The 16,993-nt window shown below is 66.8% G+C and carries 16 protein-coding genes and 3 pseudogenes; 11 read left to right on the top strand and 8 right to left on the bottom strand.

The genetic code is table 11. The annotated features are described in order from the left end of the window. The first annotated feature begins 169 nt into the window (after positions 1-169). The gene (locus tag BN118_RS09220; RefSeq protein WP_010930290.1) at positions 170-1,297 is read left to right on the top strand and encodes a branched-chain amino acid ABC transporter substrate-binding protein; all 1,128 of its coding nucleotides are present in this window, start codon (positions 170-172) and stop codon (positions 1,295-1,297) included. Between the two features lie 110 nt (positions 1,298-1,407). On the opposite strand, the gene BN118_RS09215 is transcribed toward BN118_RS09220, so the two are convergent. The 4 genes from BN118_RS09215 to ugpB all read right to left on the bottom strand — a co-directional run bounded on the left by BN118_RS09215 (position 1,408) and on the right by ugpB (position 5,791). Further along, positions 1,408-2,496, bottom strand: coding sequence for a sn-glycerol-3-phosphate import ATP-binding protein UgpC (locus BN118_RS09215; RefSeq protein ID WP_010930289.1), 1,089 nt, complete (start codon positions 2,494-2,496; stop codon positions 1,408-1,410). Positions 2,497-2,548: 52 nt separating this feature from the next. Then, positions 2,549-3,400 carry a sn-glycerol-3-phosphate ABC transporter permease UgpE gene (gene ugpE, locus BN118_RS09210; RefSeq protein WP_003811259.1) on the bottom strand — a complete coding sequence of 284 codons (852 nt, stop codon included), beginning with the start codon at positions 3,398-3,400 and terminating at the stop codon, positions 2,549-2,551. A gap of 19 nt (positions 3,401-3,419) precedes the next feature. After that, positions 3,420-4,301: a sn-glycerol-3-phosphate ABC transporter permease UgpA gene (ugpA, locus tag BN118_RS09205; RefSeq protein ID WP_003811262.1), complete on the bottom strand. Its 882-nt coding sequence runs from the start codon at positions 4,299-4,301 to the stop codon at positions 3,420-3,422. A 176-nt stretch (positions 4,302-4,477) separates the two neighbouring features. Continuing rightward, the gene (gene ugpB / locus BN118_RS09200) at positions 4,478-5,791 is read right to left on the bottom strand and encodes a sn-glycerol-3-phosphate ABC transporter substrate-binding protein UgpB (RefSeq protein WP_014905761.1); all 1,314 of its coding nucleotides are present in this window, start codon (positions 5,789-5,791) and stop codon (positions 4,478-4,480) included. 210 nt (positions 5,792-6,001) lie between these two features. Here ugpB and proC point away from each other — a divergent pair, with 210 nt between their 5' ends. The 7 genes from proC (at position 6,002) to BN118_RS09165 (ending at position 12,532) form a co-directional block, all read left to right on the top strand. Then, positions 6,002-6,835, top strand: coding sequence for a pyrroline-5-carboxylate reductase (proC, locus tag BN118_RS09195; RefSeq protein ID WP_003811267.1), 834 nt, complete (start codon positions 6,002-6,004; stop codon positions 6,833-6,835). Further along, positions 6,832-7,413, top strand: a complete 582-nt coding sequence (locus BN118_RS09190; protein WP_003811269.1) for a queuosine precursor transporter — start codon at positions 6,832-6,834, stop codon at positions 7,411-7,413. The genes proC and BN118_RS09190 overlap by 4 nt, the downstream gene beginning before the upstream one ends. A gap of 270 nt (positions 7,414-7,683) precedes the next feature. Further along, a complete protein-coding gene (locus BN118_RS09185; RefSeq protein ID WP_010930286.1) occupies positions 7,684-8,799 on the top strand; it encodes a branched-chain amino acid ABC transporter substrate-binding protein in 1,116 nt (371 codons plus the stop codon). 102 nt (positions 8,800-8,901) lie between these two features. Continuing rightward, on the top strand, positions 8,902-9,828 hold the full coding sequence (gene livH, locus BN118_RS09180) for a high-affinity branched-chain amino acid ABC transporter permease LivH (RefSeq protein WP_003811272.1): 927 nt from the start codon (positions 8,902-8,904) through the stop codon (positions 9,826-9,828). Next, positions 9,828-11,066 carry a high-affinity branched-chain amino acid ABC transporter permease LivM gene (locus BN118_RS09175; RefSeq protein WP_010930285.1) on the top strand — a complete coding sequence of 413 codons (1,239 nt, stop codon included), beginning with the start codon at positions 9,828-9,830 and terminating at the stop codon, positions 11,064-11,066. Before livH ends, BN118_RS09175 begins: the two co-directional genes overlap by 1 nt. Then, positions 11,063-11,830 (top strand): high-affinity branched-chain amino acid ABC transporter ATP-binding protein LivG, encoded by a 768-nt coding sequence (livG, locus tag BN118_RS09170; RefSeq protein WP_003811277.1) that lies wholly within the window; start codon positions 11,063-11,065, stop codon positions 11,828-11,830. The genes BN118_RS09175 and livG overlap by 4 nt, the downstream gene beginning before the upstream one ends. Further along, positions 11,831-12,532 (top strand): ABC transporter ATP-binding protein, encoded by a 702-nt coding sequence (locus BN118_RS09165; protein ID WP_003811279.1) that lies wholly within the window; start codon positions 11,831-11,833, stop codon positions 12,530-12,532. An 81-nt stretch (positions 12,533-12,613) separates the two neighbouring features. On the opposite strand, the pseudogene BN118_RS09160 reads toward BN118_RS09165, so the two are convergent. Continuing rightward, a pseudogene (locus BN118_RS09160) lies at positions 12,614-13,006 on the bottom strand (aspartate/glutamate racemase family protein); the annotation flags it as partial. Between BN118_RS09160 and BN118_RS09155 the strand changes: the two are divergent. Together BN118_RS09155 and BN118_RS09150 are read left to right on the top strand one after the other, a co-directional pair. Further along, positions 12,987-13,953: pseudogene (locus BN118_RS09155) on the top strand (PQQ-dependent sugar dehydrogenase); the annotation flags it as partial. The pseudogenes BN118_RS09160 and BN118_RS09155 sit on opposite strands and share 20 nt — an antisense overlap. Beyond that, entirely contained in the window at positions 13,950-14,588 is a 639-nt protein-coding gene (locus BN118_RS09150) for a glutathione S-transferase (protein ID WP_014905760.1), read from the top strand. The pseudogene BN118_RS09155 and the gene BN118_RS09150, both read left to right, overlap by 4 nt. Positions 14,589-14,598: 10 nt before the next feature. Here the strand turns inward: BN118_RS09150 and BN118_RS09145 are convergent, their stop codons facing one another. Beyond that, positions 14,599-15,282, bottom strand: a complete 684-nt coding sequence (locus BN118_RS09145; RefSeq protein ID WP_080265467.1) for a DMT family transporter — start codon at positions 15,280-15,282, stop codon at positions 14,599-14,601. A gap of 74 nt (positions 15,283-15,356) precedes the next feature. On the opposite strand from BN118_RS09145, the gene BN118_RS09140 reads away from it, so the two are divergent. Further along, on the top strand, positions 15,357-16,307 hold the full coding sequence (locus BN118_RS09140; protein ID WP_014905759.1) for an IS481-like element IS481 family transposase: 951 nt from the start codon (positions 15,357-15,359) through the stop codon (positions 16,305-16,307). On the opposite strand, the pseudogene BN118_RS09135 reads toward BN118_RS09140, so the two are convergent. Further along, a pseudogene (locus tag BN118_RS09135) lies at positions 16,302-16,532 on the bottom strand (EamA/RhaT family transporter); the annotation flags it as partial. The gene BN118_RS09140 and the pseudogene BN118_RS09135 sit on opposite strands and share 6 nt — an antisense overlap. Continuing rightward, positions 16,529-16,906: a DUF423 domain-containing protein gene (locus BN118_RS09130; RefSeq protein WP_003811293.1), complete on the bottom strand. Its 378-nt coding sequence runs from the start codon at positions 16,904-16,906 to the stop codon at positions 16,529-16,531. The pseudogene BN118_RS09135 and the gene BN118_RS09130, both read right to left, overlap by 4 nt. Positions 16,907-16,993: the final 87 nt, after the last annotated feature.

Genomic DNA, 16,993 nt, shown 5'->3' with positions numbered 1-16,993 from the left:
GCGGGTATAACGAACGGCTGCGCGAGGCTTCCGGGACGCGCCGCAACATGCCCGGAAACAGGGCCTTTCAGTGTATGCTTGCCCTGCTATAGGCCGGGCGCGGGCGGGCATTGCCGGTCCACGCGCCAGGCCGGTCGATATCAATGATTAAAAGCCAAGGAGCAGGCATATGAACAAGGCATTTCGTTTCACGCCGGTGATCGCGGCGCTGGGCATGGCGGCAGGTATCGCCATGTCGGCCGGCGCCCACGCGCAGACGATCAAGATCGCCGTGGTCGGCCCCACCACCGGCCAGGTCACCCAGTATGGGGACATGGTGCGCGAGGGCGTGGATACGGCGATCGAGCGTATCAACGCCACCGGCGGCGTCAACGGCAAGAAGCTGGAGGCCGTGGTCATCGATGACGGCTGCGAACCGAAGCAGGGCCCGGTGGCCGCCAACCGCGTGGTCAACGACAAGATCGGCTTCGTGGTGGGCCACGTATGCTCGGGCGCGACCATCGCCGCCACCGAGATCTACAACAATGAAGGCGTGGTCATGGTGACGCCTTCGGCCACCTCGCCGGCGGTCACCGACGGCAAGAACTACGAGTTCATCTTCCGTACCATCGGCCGCGACGACCAGCAGGGCCCGGCGGCGGCCAAGTTCATCCTGGAGAAGATCAAGCCCAAGACGGTGGCCGTGATCCACGACAAGCAGTCGTACGGCCAGGGCATCGCCACCGCCGTCAAGGACACGCTGGAGAAGAACGGCACCAAGGTCGTCATCTTCGAAGGCATCAACGCCGGCGACAGCGATTATTCGGCGGTGATCACCAAGCTGAAGGCCGCCAAGGTCGACTTCGTGTACTACGGCGGCTATCACCCCGAGATGGGCCTGCTGCTGCGCCAGGGCGCCGAGCAGGGCCTGGATGCCAAGTTCATGGGGCCGGAAGGCGTGGGCAACCCGGACATCAACGCCATCGCCGGTCCCGCCGTCGAAGGCATGCTGCTGACCTTGCCGGCCGACTTCACGCTCAACCCGGTCAACGCCGAGATCGTCAAGGCGTTCAAGGACAAGAAGCGCGACGCCAGCGGCGCGTTCCAGCTGACCGCCTACGCGGCCACGCAGGTGATCGCCGACGGCATCAAGGGCGCCGGCAGCGAGGATCCCACCAAGGTGGCCCAGTACCTGCACGCCAACAGTTTCCAGACGCCGATCGGCAAGACCTCGTGGAACAAGCAGGGCGACTTGAACGCGTTCGAGTTCGAGGTGTTCACCTGGCACAAGGACGGCAGCAAGACGTCGTACAAGTAAGGCGCATGCGCGCGGCTCGCCGCGCACGGGCGCCTGTCCCCGCTGCGGCAAGGGTGCCTGTCCCCGCGGGGACAGGCACCTTGGCCCGGCGGGAACAGGCACCGAATACGTCAGAGCCCTTCGACGCGGCGGCCGGTATCGGCCTCGAACCAGTGCAGGGGGTGGCGGCCGTCGGGGCCGATGGTCAGCGTGTCGCCGACCCGGGCGGGCGTCTCGGAAAACTGGCGGGTGCTGCAGCGCACCACCACCATGTGCTTGCCGCAGCGGCCATGGACGAGTTGCTCGGAGCCCAGTGTCTCGACCATTTCGATTTCGGCGGCCAGGCCCTGCGCGTTGAGCAGCATGTGCTCGGGACGCAGGCCCATGACGACCTTGCGGCCGCGCACCTGCTGCGGCACGGCCAGCGGCGAAATGTCGAGCGCGATGCCATCGCTGGTATGCACGATGCCGTCGCCGCCCACGGCGACTTCCAGCAGATTCATGGGCGGCGAGCCGATGAAGCCCGCCACGAAGGTCGAGGCCGGCTTCTCGAACACCTCCATCGGTGTGCCGATCTGCTCGGGCACGCCCTGGTACATCACCACCATGCGGTGCGCCAGCGTCATGGCCTCGACCTGGTCGTGCGTGACGTACAGGCTGGTGGTGTTCAGGCGGCGATGCAGCTTGAGGATTTCCAGCCGCATCGCCACGCGCAGCTTGGCGTCCAGGTTGGACAGCGGCTCGTCGAACAGGAATACCTTGGGTTCGCGCACGATGGCGCGGCCCATGGCCACGCGCTGGCGCTGGCCGCCGGACAGGGCGCGCGGGCGCCGGTCCAGCAGCTTGCCCAGCTCGAGGATCTGCGCGGCGGCCTCGACGCGCTTGCGGATCTCGTCCTTGGGCAGCCTGCGGATCTTCAGGCCGTAGGCCATGTTGTCGAACACGCTCATGTGCGGGTAGAGCGCATAGTTCTGGAACACCATGGCGATATCGCGCTCGGCCGGCTCCAGCGTGTTGACGACCTTGTCGTCGATGAGGATCTCGCCCTCGGTGACGGTTTCCAGGCCGGCCACCATGCGCATCAGGGTGGATTTGCCGCAGCCCGACGGGCCGACGATGACGATGAACTCGCCATCGGCGACGTCCATGTCGATGCCGTGGATCACCGGCACGTTGCCGGCATAGGTTTTCTTGACGTTGCGAAAGCTGAGAGTAGCCATACGGATGTAATCGTCTGCGTGATTCTGGGGCGGAAGGCGGGCGGGCGGCGGCTTACTTCTCGGTGTCGACCAGGCCCTTGACGAACCATTTCTGCATCAGGATGACCACCAGCGCGGGCGGGATCATGGCCAGGATCGCGGTGGCCATGGTGATATTCCATTCGGTGACGCTGTCGCCCCCGCTGATCATGCGCTTGATGCCGATGACCACGGGATACATGTCTTCCTGGGTGGTGATCAGCAGCGGCCACAGGTACTGGTTCCAGCCATAGATGAACTGGATCACGAACAGGGCCGCGATGCTGGTGCGCGACAGCGGCAGCAGCACGTCGCGGAAGAACCGCATCGGGCCGGCGCCGTCGATGCGCGCGGCCTCGACCAGTTCGTCGGGCACGGTCAGGAAGAACTGGCGGAACAGGAAGGTGGCCGTGGCCGAGGCGATCAGCGGCAGCGTCAGGCCGGCGTAGCTGTTGAGCAGGCCCAGGTCGGCCACCACCTTGTAGGTGGGCGCGATGCGCACCTCCACGGGCAGCATCAGCGTGACGAAGATCATCCAGAAGAAGAACATGCGGCCGGGGAAGCGGAAATACACCACCGCGAACGCCGACAGCAGCGAGATGGCGATCTTGCCCAGCGAGATCGCCAGCGCCATGATCAGGCTTACATACATCATGCGGCCCACCGGCGCGCCGTACGAGCCGCCGCCCGAACCGGCGAACAGCGCCTGCATGTAGTTGTCGACGAAATGCTTGCCGGGAATCAGCGACATGGGCGCCGAGGCGACTTCCTGCGCCGTCTGCGTGGAAGCCACGAAGGTGACGTATATCGGGAAGGCCACCAGCGCCACCCCGCACAGCAGGATGAAGTGGGCCAGGATGTCCAGCCAGGGACGACGTTCTACCATGGTTGTTGACCTTCTGCTTTCAATACTGGACCTTGCGGTCGATGTAGCGGAACTGCAGCACGGTGAGCGCCACCACGATGGCCATCAGCACGACGGACTGCGCCGCCGAGGAGCCCAGGTCCAGCCCGCGGAAGCCGTCGCTGTAGACCTTGTAGACCAGGATGGAAGTGGCCGTGCCGGGGCCGCCCTGCGTGGTCGTGTCGATGACCGCGAACGTATCGAAGAACGCGTAGATGATATTGACCACCAGCAGGAAGAAGGTGGTGGGCGAGAGCAGGGGAAACACGATGGTCCAGAAGCGGCGCGCGGGTGAGGCGCCGTCGATGGCGGCCGCCTCGATCAGCGAGCGCGGGATCGATTGCAGCCCGGCCAGGAAGAACAGGAAGTTGTACGAGATCTGCTTCCACACCGCGGCGATCAGCACCAGGATGAGGGCCTGGTCGCCATCGAGGCGGGGGTTCCAGTTCACGCCCATGCCGTTGAGCGCCACGGCCAGGATGCCGACCGAAGGCGAGAACAGGAACAGCCACAGCACGCCCACTACCGCCGGCGCCACGGCGTAGGGCCAGATGAGCAGGGTCTTGTACAGGCCGGCGCCGCGCAGCACGCGGTCGGCCATCACGGCCAGCAGCAGCGAGACCGCCAGCCCGACGAAGGCCACCAGCGCCGAGAACACGGCGGTGACGCGGAAGGAGTCCAGATAGCTTTGCTGCGAGAACAGGTCGGCGAAGTTGGCCAGCCCGACGAACTCCGACGACAGTCCGAAGGCATCTTCCAGGCGCAGGGATTGCCACATGGCCTGGCCCGCCGGCAGGAAGAAGAAGACGATGGTGATGATGATCTGCGGCGCCAGCAGCAGGTAGGGCAGTGTCTTGTGGCCGAATACGACGCGTTTTTCCATGGAGCGGAAGTCCAGGTGAGAATACAGGCGGCCGGCCGGTAATGCCGGCCGGCCGCTACAGGCACAGGCCAAACGCACGAGGCTCCGAACCCGCTCATGCCGCGAAGTCAGGGCCCGTTTGCGGCGGCGCATGACGCATCATGCGCCAGGCCGCCTGGCGCCGGGCGAAAAGCCCGCTACTTTACACTTTTCTCGAACTTCTCCAGCAGCTCGTTGCCGCGCTTGACGATGCTCTGCAGGCCGTCCTTGGCCGGCACCTTGCCCGCGACGATGCGTTCGATCTCGGCGTCCTCGATCTCGCGGATCTGCGGCAGGTAGCCCAGGCGCAGGCCGCGCGACTGCGCGGTGGTTTCCACGTTCAGCTGCTTGACGCCGACGTCGGTGCCGGGATTCTTGTCGTAGAAGCCCTGCTTCTGCGTCAGTTCGTAGGCGGCCTTGGTCACCGGCACGTAGCCGGTCTGCTGGTGCCAGCGGGCGGCGATCTCGGGGCTGGCCAGGAACTTGAAGAACTTGGTCACGCCCTTGTAGGTCTCGGGTTTCTTGTTGGCGAAGACCCACAGCGAGGCGCCGCCGATGATGGTGTTCTGCGGCGCGCCCTGCACGTCGCTGTAGTAGGGCAGGGTCGAGGTGCCGAACTCGAACTTGGCGTTCTTGGCGATGTTGGCGCGCAGGCCGCTCGAGCCGGTGATCATGGCGCACTTGCCGCTGATGAACAGCGAGTTGGGCTCGTCGCCGCGCCCGCCGTACATGAAGATGCCTTCCTTGGCCAGCTTGGCGAGGTTGTCGAGATGGCGCACGTGCAGGGGCGTGTCGACCGCCAGGCGGGCGTCCAGGCCGGCGAAGCCGTTGTCCTTGGTGGCATAGGGCACGTTGTGCCAGGCCGAGAAGGTCTCCAGCTGCACCCAGGACGGCCAGGAGGTGGTGTAGCCGCATTCCTGGCCGGCTGCCTTCAGCTTCTGGCCGACGGCGGCCAGCTCTTCCCAGGTCTTGGGCGGTTTGTCGGCGTCCAGGCCGGCCTTCTTGAAGGCGTCCTTGTTGTAGTAGAACACCACGGTGGAGCTGTTGAAGGGCATGGATACCAGCTTGCCCTCGGGCGACGAGTAGTACCCCGCGACCGCGCCGATGAATTGCTTGGGATCGATGGGGTCGCCCACTTCCTCGGACATCTGCTGCACCGGCTTGATGGCGCCCTTGGCGTACATCATGGTGGCGGTGCCGACTTCGAACACTTGCAGGATGTCCGGCGCGTTGCCGGCGCGAAAGGCCGCGATGCCGGCGTTCATCGATTCGCCGTAGTTGCCCTTGTAGACCGCCTTGATCTGGTAGTCGGCGTTCTGCTTGTTGAACTCCTCGACCAGGCCGTTGACGCGATCGCCGAGCGCGCCTTCCATCGAGTGCCAGAACTGGATTTCAGTGGCGGCGTGCGCCGAGGCACCGGCGAGCGCGGCCATGACGGCGGCGAAAGTGAGCGCTAGACGTTGGGATCTCATGAAGGGGTTCCTCCGGTTGTAGACCATCGCATCGGCGGTTCGCGCAATGCGAAAGTGTGACACCTTATGAATTGTTTGTGACAAAGGCGTGACTTTTACACCACAGCCCGGTGCTGTCAAACGCCGGGCCGCGCCCGGCCTGCCTTCCAGGGCCGATCGCCCGGTGAGGCCATTCTGCATCCTGGGGCGGCGGTTTACAATCACGGCACTATGAAAAACGATCTCTCCATCGCGTTCATCGGCGGCGGCAACATGGCCGCTGCCCTGGCCAGCGGCCTGGCCGGCAAGGTCTGCCCGGCAGCCAATATCCATGTCGTCGACATCAATGCGGACTCGCACGCCGGCTGGCGCGCCCGCGGCATGAGCGCCGCGGCGGCGCCGGACGCCACCCTGGCAGGCTGCCGGGTGTGGGTCTATGCGGTCAAGCCGCAGCATATGCGCGAGGCCGTGGCCGGCACGCGCCCGTGGCTGCGCCCGGACACGCTGATCGTCAGCGTGGCGGCGGGCATCCGCGCCGATACGCTGGCCGGCTGGCTGGGCGAACCGGGCCAGCCATGGCAGCGCCTGGTGCGCTGCATGCCCAATACGCCGGCGCTGGTGGGGGCGGGGATGACCGGCCTGGCCGCCTTGCCGGGCGTGACCCCGCAGGACCGCGAACTGGCCGGCCAGCTGCTCACTTCGGTGGGCGAGGTGGTCTGGGTCGACGGCGACGCCGGGCTGGACGCCGTGACCGCGCTGTCGGGCAGCGGCCCGGCCTATGTGTTCCTGTTCATCGAGGCGCTGATCGCCGGCGGCCGCGCCGTCGGGCTGACCGACGAGCAGGCGCGCCAGCTGGCGCTGGGCACGCTGGCCGGCGCCACGCGGCTGGCAGCGCAATCGGATGAACCGCCGGCCGTGCTGCGCGAGCGGGTCACCTCCAAGGGAGGCACCACCGCCGCCGCGCTGGACGTGTACGCCCAGGGCGACTTCGCCGGCCTGGTCGAGCGCGCCATGCAGGCCGCCGCGCGCCGGTCGCGCGAGCTGGCCGAGGAGTTCGGCCGATGAGTTCGGCGTCGCGCCGCTACGAGCCGCTGCGCAGCGGCCCGTTCCTGCTGGCGGTGTTTTGCATGGGCCTGGTGGTGGTGGGGTCCAATATCCTGGTGCAGGTGCCCCTGAACGACTGGCTGACCTGGGGCGGCCTGTCCTATCCGGTGGCATTCCTGGTCACCGACGTGCTGAACCGGCGCTACGGGCCGGACGCGGCGCGCCGGGTGGCCTGGTTCGGCTTCGCCGCGGCGCTGGCGGTGTCGGTCTGGGTGGCCTCGCCGCGTATCGCGCTGGCTTCGGGCCTGGCCTACCTGTGCGCGCAGTTGATCGATATCCGGGTGTTCGACCGGCTGCGCGACCAGCGCTGGTGGCGCGCCCCGCTGATCTCCGGCGTGATCGGAGCGGTGGCGGACACGGCGGTGTTCTTCAGCGTGGCGTTCGCCGGCTCCGATACGCCCTGGGTCACCTGGATGCTGGGCGACCTGGCGATCAAGCTGGCCGTCAATATCAGCATGCTGGCGCCGTTCCGGGCGCTGATGTGGAACCTGGCGCGGCCGGCCGAGGCGCGGCCCGCCCAGGCCTCGACGGGGCGTTGAACCGGGTCTGGGACGACGCGGCGTAAGTTTCGTGAAAGCCGCGTCGTATAAGGCTCACGCGGCAATTCACGGCGTCATGTGTCACGCATTTCGACGGGGTCCCAAACATTGGGGATTACACGCAGTGACACGCTTCTTCCTAGCTCGCAGAATACCGGCCACATTGCTTTTTTGCCCAAGAAGCCGGCAATGCCCGTTGCGATGCGCAGCCCACCCTGTTGCGCAGTCCGATGCAAAGCCGCTCAAAACCTCTAGCCGGGAGAATTCCGCATGAAGTTTTCGCAACGCTTTACCCCGCTTGCCGTTGCACTCGGCGCACTCGCCTTTGCGGGCGCCGTGCATGCCGCCGACACGATCAAGATCGGCATTCCCCAGCCCATGACCGGTCCCAATACCCAATACGGCGACCAGATCCAGGCCGGCGCGCTCACCGCGATCGAAACCATCAACGCCAAGGGCGGCGTGAAGGGCAAGAAGCTGGAGCCCATCCTGATCGACGACGGCTGCGAACCGAAGCAGGCCGTGCCGGCGGCCAACCGCGTGGTCAACTCGGGCGCCAAGTTCGCCGTGGCGCATGCATGCTCGGGCGTGACGGTGGCCGCGGTCAACGTCTACGAACAGGAAGGCATCGTCGCCATCACCCCGGGCGCCACCTCGTCGCTGGTGACCGACACCATCAAGCCGCATTTCTTCTTCCGCACCATCGGCCGCGACGACCAGCAGGGCCCGTTCGCCGCCCGCTACATCGCCAACACGATCAAGCCCAAGAAGGTGGCCGTGCTGCACGACAAGCAGACCTACGGCTCGGGCGTGGCGACCCAGGTCAAGGACACGCTGGAGCGCAACAAGGTCAACGTGGCGCTGTTCGAGGGCATCAACGTCGGCGACAGCGACTACTCGGCCATCATCACCAAGCTGAAGTCGGCCGGCGTGGACTTCGTCTACTTCGGCGGCTACCACCCCGAGCTGGGCCTGCTGCTGCGCCAGGCGCGCGAACAGGGCCTGAACGTGCAGTTCATGGGACCGGAAGGCACCGCCAACCAGGACCTGGTGGCCATCGCCGGCCCGGCCATCGACGGGCTGCTGGTGACGCTGCCGTCGGACTTCACCAAGCTGCCTGGCAATGAAGGGGTGGTCAAGGCGTTCCAGGACGCCAAGCGCGACCCCGACGGCGCGTTCCAGATGCCGGCCTATGCCGCGGTGCAACTACTGGCCGAAAGCATCAACGCGGTGGGCGAAGACCCCGCCAAGGTGGCCGACCACCTGCACAAGAACACCTTCAACACCGCCATCGGCAAGGTCGAGTACGACGCCAAGGGCGACCTGAAGGACTTCGAGTTCGCCGTCTTCAAGTGGGACAAGAACGGCAAGAAGACCCAGCTGTAAACACGCGACGGGCCGGCTATCCGCCGGCGCCTCAACGTACGCCCAGGTTTCCGGCTCCGGGTCGCACTACCGGAGCCGGAGCCATTTGGAGCACGAGTAAACATGTCAGACCTCATCCCACAACTTACCCAGCAGTTCTTCAACGGACTGTCCCTGGGGGCGATCTACGCGTTGATTGCCATTGGCTACACAATGGTCTACGGCATCATCGGTATGATCAACTTCGCCCACGGCGAGATCTACATGATCGGCGCCTACGTCGGCCTGGTCACGCTGACGGCCATCGGCACCAACAGCGGCCTGCCGCTGCCTTTCATCATCGCCGCCATGCTGGTGGTCGCCATCTTCGTGACCGGCGTCTACGGCTATAGCGTCGAACGCGTGGCGTACCGGCCCGTGCGCGGCAGCCCCCGCCTGGTGGCGCTGATCTCGGCCATCGGCATGTCGATCTTCCTGCAGAACTGGGTCGCCCTCGGGCAGGGCGCGCGCGACATGGCCGTGCCGGCGCTGGTCTCGGGCGCGGTGCAGTTCCACATGGGTTCCAGCTTCGACGTCACCGTACCGTATTCGCGCATCATGATCATCGTGGTGACTGTGGTGCTGATGGTGGCGCTCACGCTGTTCATCAAGTATTCGCGCATGGGGCGCGCCTCGCGCGCCTGCTCGCAGGACATGCACATGGCCAACCTGCTGGGCATCGACACCAACCGGGTGATTTCCTTCACCTTCGTGCTGGGCGCCATGCTGGCCGCGGTGGGAGGCGTGCTGATCGCCATCACCATCGGCAAGCTGAATCCGTTCATCGGCTTCCTGGCGGGCATCAAGGCGTTCACCGCCGCGGTGCTGGGCGGCATCGGCAGCATTCCCGGCGCGATGCTGGGCGGCGTGCTGCTGGGCCTGGCCGAAACCTTCGCGGCCGCCTACATCTCATCGCAATACAAGGACATCGTGGCTTTTGCGCTGCTGGTGCTGATCCTGCTGTTCCGTCCCACCGGGCTGCTCGGCAAACCTGAGGTGGAAAAAGTCTGATGACCCAACAAAGTCCTCTCAAGAATGCCACGATCGCCGCGGTCATGACCGCCGTCATCGTGACGCCGATCTTCGGCCTGCAGCTGGTGCGCCAGGGCGCGCGCACCCTGATGGAGCCGCGCTGGGACCTGGTCGCGCTGGCCTGCGCGCTGGTTTTTGCGTTCCAACTGTTGCGCCCGTGGATTTCCAAGCCCTTCAAGGCGCTGAAAACAGGCCTGCCGACGCTGCCGTCGGCGCTGGCGCGCGGCCACAAATGGCTGGTCGTGCTGCTGATCGCCGTCTCGGTGATCTGGCCGTTCTTCAGCGGGCGCAGCTCGGTGGACATCGCCACGCTGGTGCTGATCTACGTCATGCTGGGCCTGGGGCTGAACATCGTGGTCGGCTTCGCCGGCCTGCTCGACCTGGGCTTCGTGGGCTTTTACGCGGTCGGGGCCTATACCTACGCCTTGCTTTACCACTGGGGCGGCTGGAGCTTCTGGGAAGCGCTGCCGTTCTCGGGCGCGGTCGCGGCGCTGTTCGGCTTCGTGCTGGGCTTTCCGGTGCTGCGCCTGCGCGGCGACTACCTGGCCATCGTCACGCTGGGCTTTGGCGAAATCATCCGCCTGCTGCTCATCAATCTGAACATGCTGACCGGCGGCCCGGACGGCATATCCGGCCTGCCCAAGCCCAGCGTGCTGGGCATGGAAATGGCGCGCCGCGCCAGCACGGAAGGCGGCCAGACCTTCCATGAGATCATGGGCTGGACTTTCCAGAACCAGCACATGGTGATCTACCTGTACCTGATGGCGCTGGCGTTGGCGCTGGCGACGCTGTTCGTCTCCACGCGGCTGATCCGCATGCCGGTGGGGCGCGCCTGGGAGGCGCTGCGCGAAGACGAGATCGCCTGCCGCTCGCTGGGCCTGAACCCCACGCGCATCAAGCTGTCGGCCTTCACGCTGGGCGCCATGTTCGCCGGTTTCGGCGGCGCCTTCTTCGCGGCCCGCCAGGGCATGGTCAACCCCGAGTCGTTCACCTTCATCGAATCGGCGCTGATCCTGGCCATCGTGGTGCTGGGCGGGATGGGCTCGCAGATCGGGGTGATCCTGGCGGCGATCCTGCTGACGGTGCTGCCGGAGCTGGCGCGCGAGTTCGCCGAATACCGCATGCTGATGTTCGGCCTGGTGATGGTATTGATGATGATGTGGCGTCCGCAGGGATTGCTGCCCATGAAGCGTCCGCATGTGGAGCTGCGCAAATGAGCGAAACCCTGTTGAAAGTATCCGGACTGACCATGCGCTTCGGCGGCCTGCTGGCCGTCGACAGCGTGGCCTTCGAGGTCAGGCGCGACGAAGTGTTCGCCATCATCGGCCCCAACGGCGCCGGCAAGACCACGGTGTTCAACTGCGTGGGTGGCTTCTACAAGCCGACCGCCGGCGAGATCGTGATGGACGGCAAGCCGATTACCGGCATGCCCAGCCACAAGGTGGCGCGCCATGGCCTGGTGCGCACGTTCCAGAACGTGCGGCTGTTCAAGCAGCTGACGGTGCTGGAGAACCTGCTGGTGGCGCAGCACACCCAGGTCGAGGCGCGCCTGCTGCCGGGCCTGCTCAAGCTGAAATCCTACCGGCAGGCCGAAGCCGAGGCGCTGACGCGAGCGGCCCAATGGCTGGACTTCATGGGCTTGCGCGAATTCGCCAACCGCGAGGCGGGCAACCTGGCGTACGGCCACCAGCGCCGCCTGGAGATCGCGCGCTGCATGATCACCAAGCCGCGCCTGCTGATGCTCGACGAGCCGGCCGCCGGCCTGAACCCGCAGGAAAAGCGCGACCTGCAGTCGCTGATCGATCAGTTGCGGCGCGAGTTCGGCGTCGCGGTGCTGCTGATCGAGCACGACATGAGCCTGATCATGGGAATATCCGACCGCATCCTTGTCATGGAACACGGCAAGCCCATCACGACCGGCATCCCCGATGAGGTGCGCAACGACCCGCGCGTCATCAAGGCGTACCTGGGGGAAGAATAAATGCTGAAGCTGGAAAACATCCACACCTACTACGGGGCCATCCAGGCGCTCAACGGCGTATCGGTGGAGGTCAAGCAGGGCGAGATCGTCACCCTGATCGGCGCCAACGGCGCGGGCAAGACCACCTTGCTCATGACGGTATGCGGCAACCCGCGCGCGCGCGAAGGCGTCATCACCTTCGAGGGCAAGGACATCACGCATGCCGAGACGCACCACATCATGCGCAGCGGCATCGCCATCTCGCCCGAGGGGCGGCGGGTCTTCAAGGACCTGACCGTGGCCGAGAACCTGATGATGGGCGGCTTTTTCTCCAGGCGCGAGGAAGTCGACGCCGGCCTGGAGCACGTCTACACGCTGTTTCCGCGCCTGAAGGAGCGCGCCGGCCAGCGCGCCGGCACCATGTCGGGCGGCGAGCAGCAGATGCTGGCCATCGGCCGCGCCTTGATGACGCAGCCTCGGCTGCTGCTGCTGGACGAACCCACGCTGGGCCTGGCGCCGTTGATCATCGCGCAGATCTTCGACATCATCCGCACCATCCGCGAGCAGGGCGTCACGGTGTTCCTGGTCGAGCAGAACGCCAACAAGGCCCTGCAAGTGGCCGACCGCGGCTACGTGCTGGAGAACGGCCGGGTGGTGCTGCACGACACGGGCGCCAACCTGCTGGTCAACGACCAGGTGCGCAAGGCCTATCTGGGCGGGTAGGCCGAGGTGTCGCTTCCCGCACGGGGAGCGACCCGTGGCGCGGGTGCCTGTCCCCGCCGGGACAGGCACCCGCGCGCAGCGTTACGCGACCAGCTTCTGCGCCTGCTGGTCGGCCTCGTAGTGTTCGATGGCGGCCAGGGCAAGCGCGTCGATGGAGTCGGTCAGCCTGATTCCCAGGCCCGGCCGCAGGGCGTGCGGGACGGCCAGGGGCAGCTCGGTGCAGCCCAGCACCACGGCATCGGCGCCGCGCGCTTTCAGGTGGGCGATGCATTCGGCGGCCGGCTCGTAGGCGAGGTCCAGGCGGTTGGCCTTGACGGCGCGGATCGAACCCATGCAGTAGCGCTCGACTTCGTCGGGCTCGGGAATGATGCAGCTGTAGCCCTGGCGCTGCAGCGTCTGCTGGTACAGCCCCAGCGCCAGCGTGGCCGAGGTGCCCATCAGGCCGATGCGTCCGCCGTGCAGGCCCGGGCGCCTGCGCCACCTGGCGCCCGGCGGCGCGCTGTCGGCGCCGCTGCAGGGCGTGCCCAAGGTCGCGGCCCAGGGGCAGGGCGGCCTGCTCGATGTGGCGCTGTCGCCGGATTTCGCGCGTGACCGCCTGGTCTACCTGTCGTACGCCGAGGCCGGCGAGGACCGCAGCGGCACGGCGGTCGGGCGTGGCAGGCTGTCGGCCGACCTGACGCGGCTGGACGACTTCACCGTGATCTTCCGCCAGCAGCCCAAGCTGTCGCGCGGCCAGCACTACGGCGCGCGCCTGGTGTTCGACCGCCAGGGGTTCCTGTTCGTCGCGCTGGGCGAGAACAATGACCGGCCCACGGCGCAGGACCTGGACAAGCTGCAGGGCAAGGTGGTGCGCCTGCATGCCGACGGATCGGTCCCGGCCGACAATCCCTTCGTGGGCCACGCCGGGGCGCGCCCGGAAATCTGGTCGTACGGCCATCGCAATCCGCAGGGCATGGCGCTCAATCCCTGGAACGGCCAGCTGTGGGAGCACGAGCATGGTCCGCGCGGCGGCGACGAAATCAACGTGGTGGTGCGCGGCGCCAATTACGGCTGACCGCTGGCCACGCACGGCATCAATTACTCGGGCCTGCCGATTCCGGAGGCCAAGGGGGACACGCTGCCCGGCGGACAGGAGCCGCGGTACTGGTGGCGGCGCTCGCCGGCCATCAGCGGCATGGCGTTCTACACCTCGGACCGGTATCCGCAATGGCGCGGTTCGCTGTTCATCGGCGCATTGGGCAGCGAAGAACTGATCCGGCTGCAGCTCGACGGCGAGCGAGGAGCGCCTGCTGGGCGAGCGCAAGGCGCGCATCCGCGATGTGCGCCAGGGGCCCGACGGCGGGATCTATGTGTTGACCGATGCGGCCAAGGGCGCGCTATGGCGCGTCGCGCCGGCCGCGGTTTCAGGAGGCGGATCATGAGCACGTACGAACTGATCGGCTCGCGCGGGTGCGGGTCGGCCATCGTCGAGATGGCCCTGGCGCTGGCCAATGTGCCCTATACCCTGACGGACTTGCCCTATCTGAAGCCGGGGCCGGGCCGCGACCGGCTGTTGAGCCTGAACGTGACCGGCCAGGTGCCGACGCTGGTGCTGCCCGATGGCGAAGTCATGACCGAAAGCGCGGCCATCGTCATGCACCTGCACGATGTGGCGCCGGCTGCCGGCCTGGCGCCGCCGCCCGGCAGCGCCGAACGGGCGCGCTTCTGGAACACGCTGGTGCGCCTGGTGGCGGGCGTGTATGCCACCTTCACCTACGGCGACGATCCGGCCAAGTGGACCTTGCCGGGCGATGCGGCCGAACTGCTGCGCACGCGCGTGCACGACCGGCGCGCGCAGCTGTGGCAGGAGATCGAACGCGGGGCTGGCGCGCCGCACGTGCTGGGCCGCCGTTTCAGCGCGCTGGACCTGTATGTCGTGGTCATGACGCGCTGGCGGCCGGGGCCGCCATGGTTTCAGAGCGTCTGTCCCAGGCTGGCGGCGGCGGCCCGCCGCGCGGCCGAGGAGTCCAACGTGGCGCAGGTGCTGCGGCGCCATTTCGACCCGCCGCTGGAATAGCCGGTGGCGCCTAGCTGCGGCGCCGGCTGGTGGCGCGCCAGGCGATGTACAGGCCGCTGCTGGCAATGAATGCCGCGCCCACGCAGTCGAGCAGGTCCGGCGTTTCGTGCCAGAACAGCCAGCCCAGCAGCGTGGCCCACAGCAGTCCGGTGTAGTCGAACGGCGCGACCACCGAAGCCGGCCCGATGCGAAAGCCCTGGGTGATCAGCGTCAGGCCGAGCGTGCTGAACAGCGCCACGCCGGCGAAAAAGGGCAGGTCGGCCCAGACCGGCGTGGTCCAGAACCAGGCCACGGCCACGGCGCTGCACACCAGTTGGCCTGCCACGATGTAGAACATCGTGGTCAGCATGCTTTCGCCGCGGCCGATGGCGCGCGCGGTCAGCATCATCACGGCGTACAGCAGCGCCGTGGCCAGCGGCCACAGCGCCGCGGCCTGGATGCTGGCCGAGCCGGGGCGCACGATGACCAGCACGCCGGCAAAGCCTGCCGCCACCGCCAGCCAGCGCGCCGCGTCCACGCGCTCCTTCAGGACCAGCACCGACAGCGCGGTGACGAACAGCGGCGCCGCGAACGCGATGGCGGCGTTCTCGGCCAGCGGCAGCGCCTGCAGGCCCAGGTAGAAAAAAGTGGCCGAGATGACGTTGATGGCGCCACGCACCAGGTGCACTAGCTGTGAAGATTCAATAGGTTGTATGCATGGTTCATCCGAACCGGATTTGAGAAACTGGAAATCGCCGACCCCCCAGTTCACTCAAGGAGCCCGGCCGGATGAACACCCATAAGCATGCCCGATTGACCTTCCTACGTCGACTCGAAATGGTCCAGCAATTGATCGCCCATCAAGTTTGTGTGTCTGAAGCGGCCCGCGCCTATGGGGTCACCGCGCCGACTGTGCGCAAATGGCTGGGCCGCTTCCTGGCTCAGGGCCAGGCGGGCTTGGCCGATGCGTCCTCGCGCCCGACGGTCTCGCCCCGAGCGATTGCGCCGGCCAAGGCGCTGGCTATCGTGGAGCTGCGCCGCAAGCGGCTGACCCAAGCGCGCATCGCCCAGGCGCTGGGCGTGTCAGCCAGCACCGTCAGCCGCGTCCTGGCCCGCGCCGGTCTGTCGCACCTGGCCGACCTGGAGCCGGCCGAGCCGGTGGTGCGCTACGAGCATCAGGCCCCCGGCGATCTGCTGCACATCGACATCAAGAAGCTGGGACGTATCCAGCGCCCTGGCCACCGGGTCACGGGCAACCGACGCGATACCGTTGAGGGGGCCGGCTGGGACTTCGTCTTCGTGGCCATCGATGACCACGCCCGCGTGGCCTTCACCGACATCCACCCCGACGAGCGCTTCCCCAGCGCCGTCCAGTTCCTCAAGGACGCAGTGGCCTACTACCAGTGCCTGGGCGTGACCATCCAGCGCTTGCTCACCGACAATGGCTCGGCCTTTCGCAGCCGCGCCTTCGCCGCGCTGTGCCATGAGCTGGGCATCAAGCACCGCTTTACCCGACCTTACCGCCCACAGACCAATGGCAAGGCCGAACGCTTCATCCAGTCGGCCTTGCGTGAGTGGGCTTACGCTCACACCTACCAGAACTCCCAACACCGAGCCGATGCCATGAAATCCTGGCTACACCACTACAACTGGCATCGACCCCACCAAGGCATCGGGCGCGCTGTACCCATCTCCAGACTCAACCTGGACGAATACAACCTATTGACAGTTCACAACTAGCGGATACTGCGTGCGCAGGGCGCGCTGCCCGCCCAGCGACGCGGTCAGCGCCAGCACGACGGGCATGGCGATCAGGGCGCGCAGGAACAGGATCTGCACCGGGCTGTAGCGCTCGCCCAGCCACTTGGCCTGGGCGTCGCTCAGGGTAAGACAGAAGATGCCCACCGCGACGCAGGCGATGCCGACCAGCGGCGAGGCGGCGCGCGTGTTCGCGGTTGCGATCATGCGGGCGCGCGCCAGGCCGCCCAGGCGACCATCGCCCATGCCGCCAGGAACGCCACGCCGCCCAGCGGGGTGACGGCGCCCAGCCAGCGGGTGCCGGTCAGTACCAGCACGTACAGGCTGCCGCAGAACAGCAGGATGCCGATGAACATGACCAGGCCGGCCATCGACAGCAGCGGCGAGCCGAAGCGCGCGCCCAGCAGGGCGACGACGAACAGGCCGAGCGCGTGGATGAGGTGATAGAGCACGCCGGTGTGCCAGATGGCCAGCAGGGTGGGGTCGACCACGCGCCTGAGGCCGTGTGCGCCGAACGCGCCGGCGCCTACGGCGACCATGATATTGAGCGCCGCCAGCACGATGAGTTGCCGATCCGTCATGAGGTTTCCTTGAATTGCGGGATACGAAAGATGCCTATGATAAGGGGCCGGCGCTCCCGCGCGCGGCGCGCCCGGTCTTGCGATGGG

The organism is Bordetella pertussis 18323 (genome assembly GCF_000306945.1).
Classification (GTDB): domain Bacteria; phylum Pseudomonadota; class Gammaproteobacteria; order Burkholderiales; family Burkholderiaceae_B; genus Bordetella; species Bordetella pertussis.
Note: the sequence above shows the minus strand (reverse complement) of the source record. Positions and strands in the feature narration are given on the sequence as shown.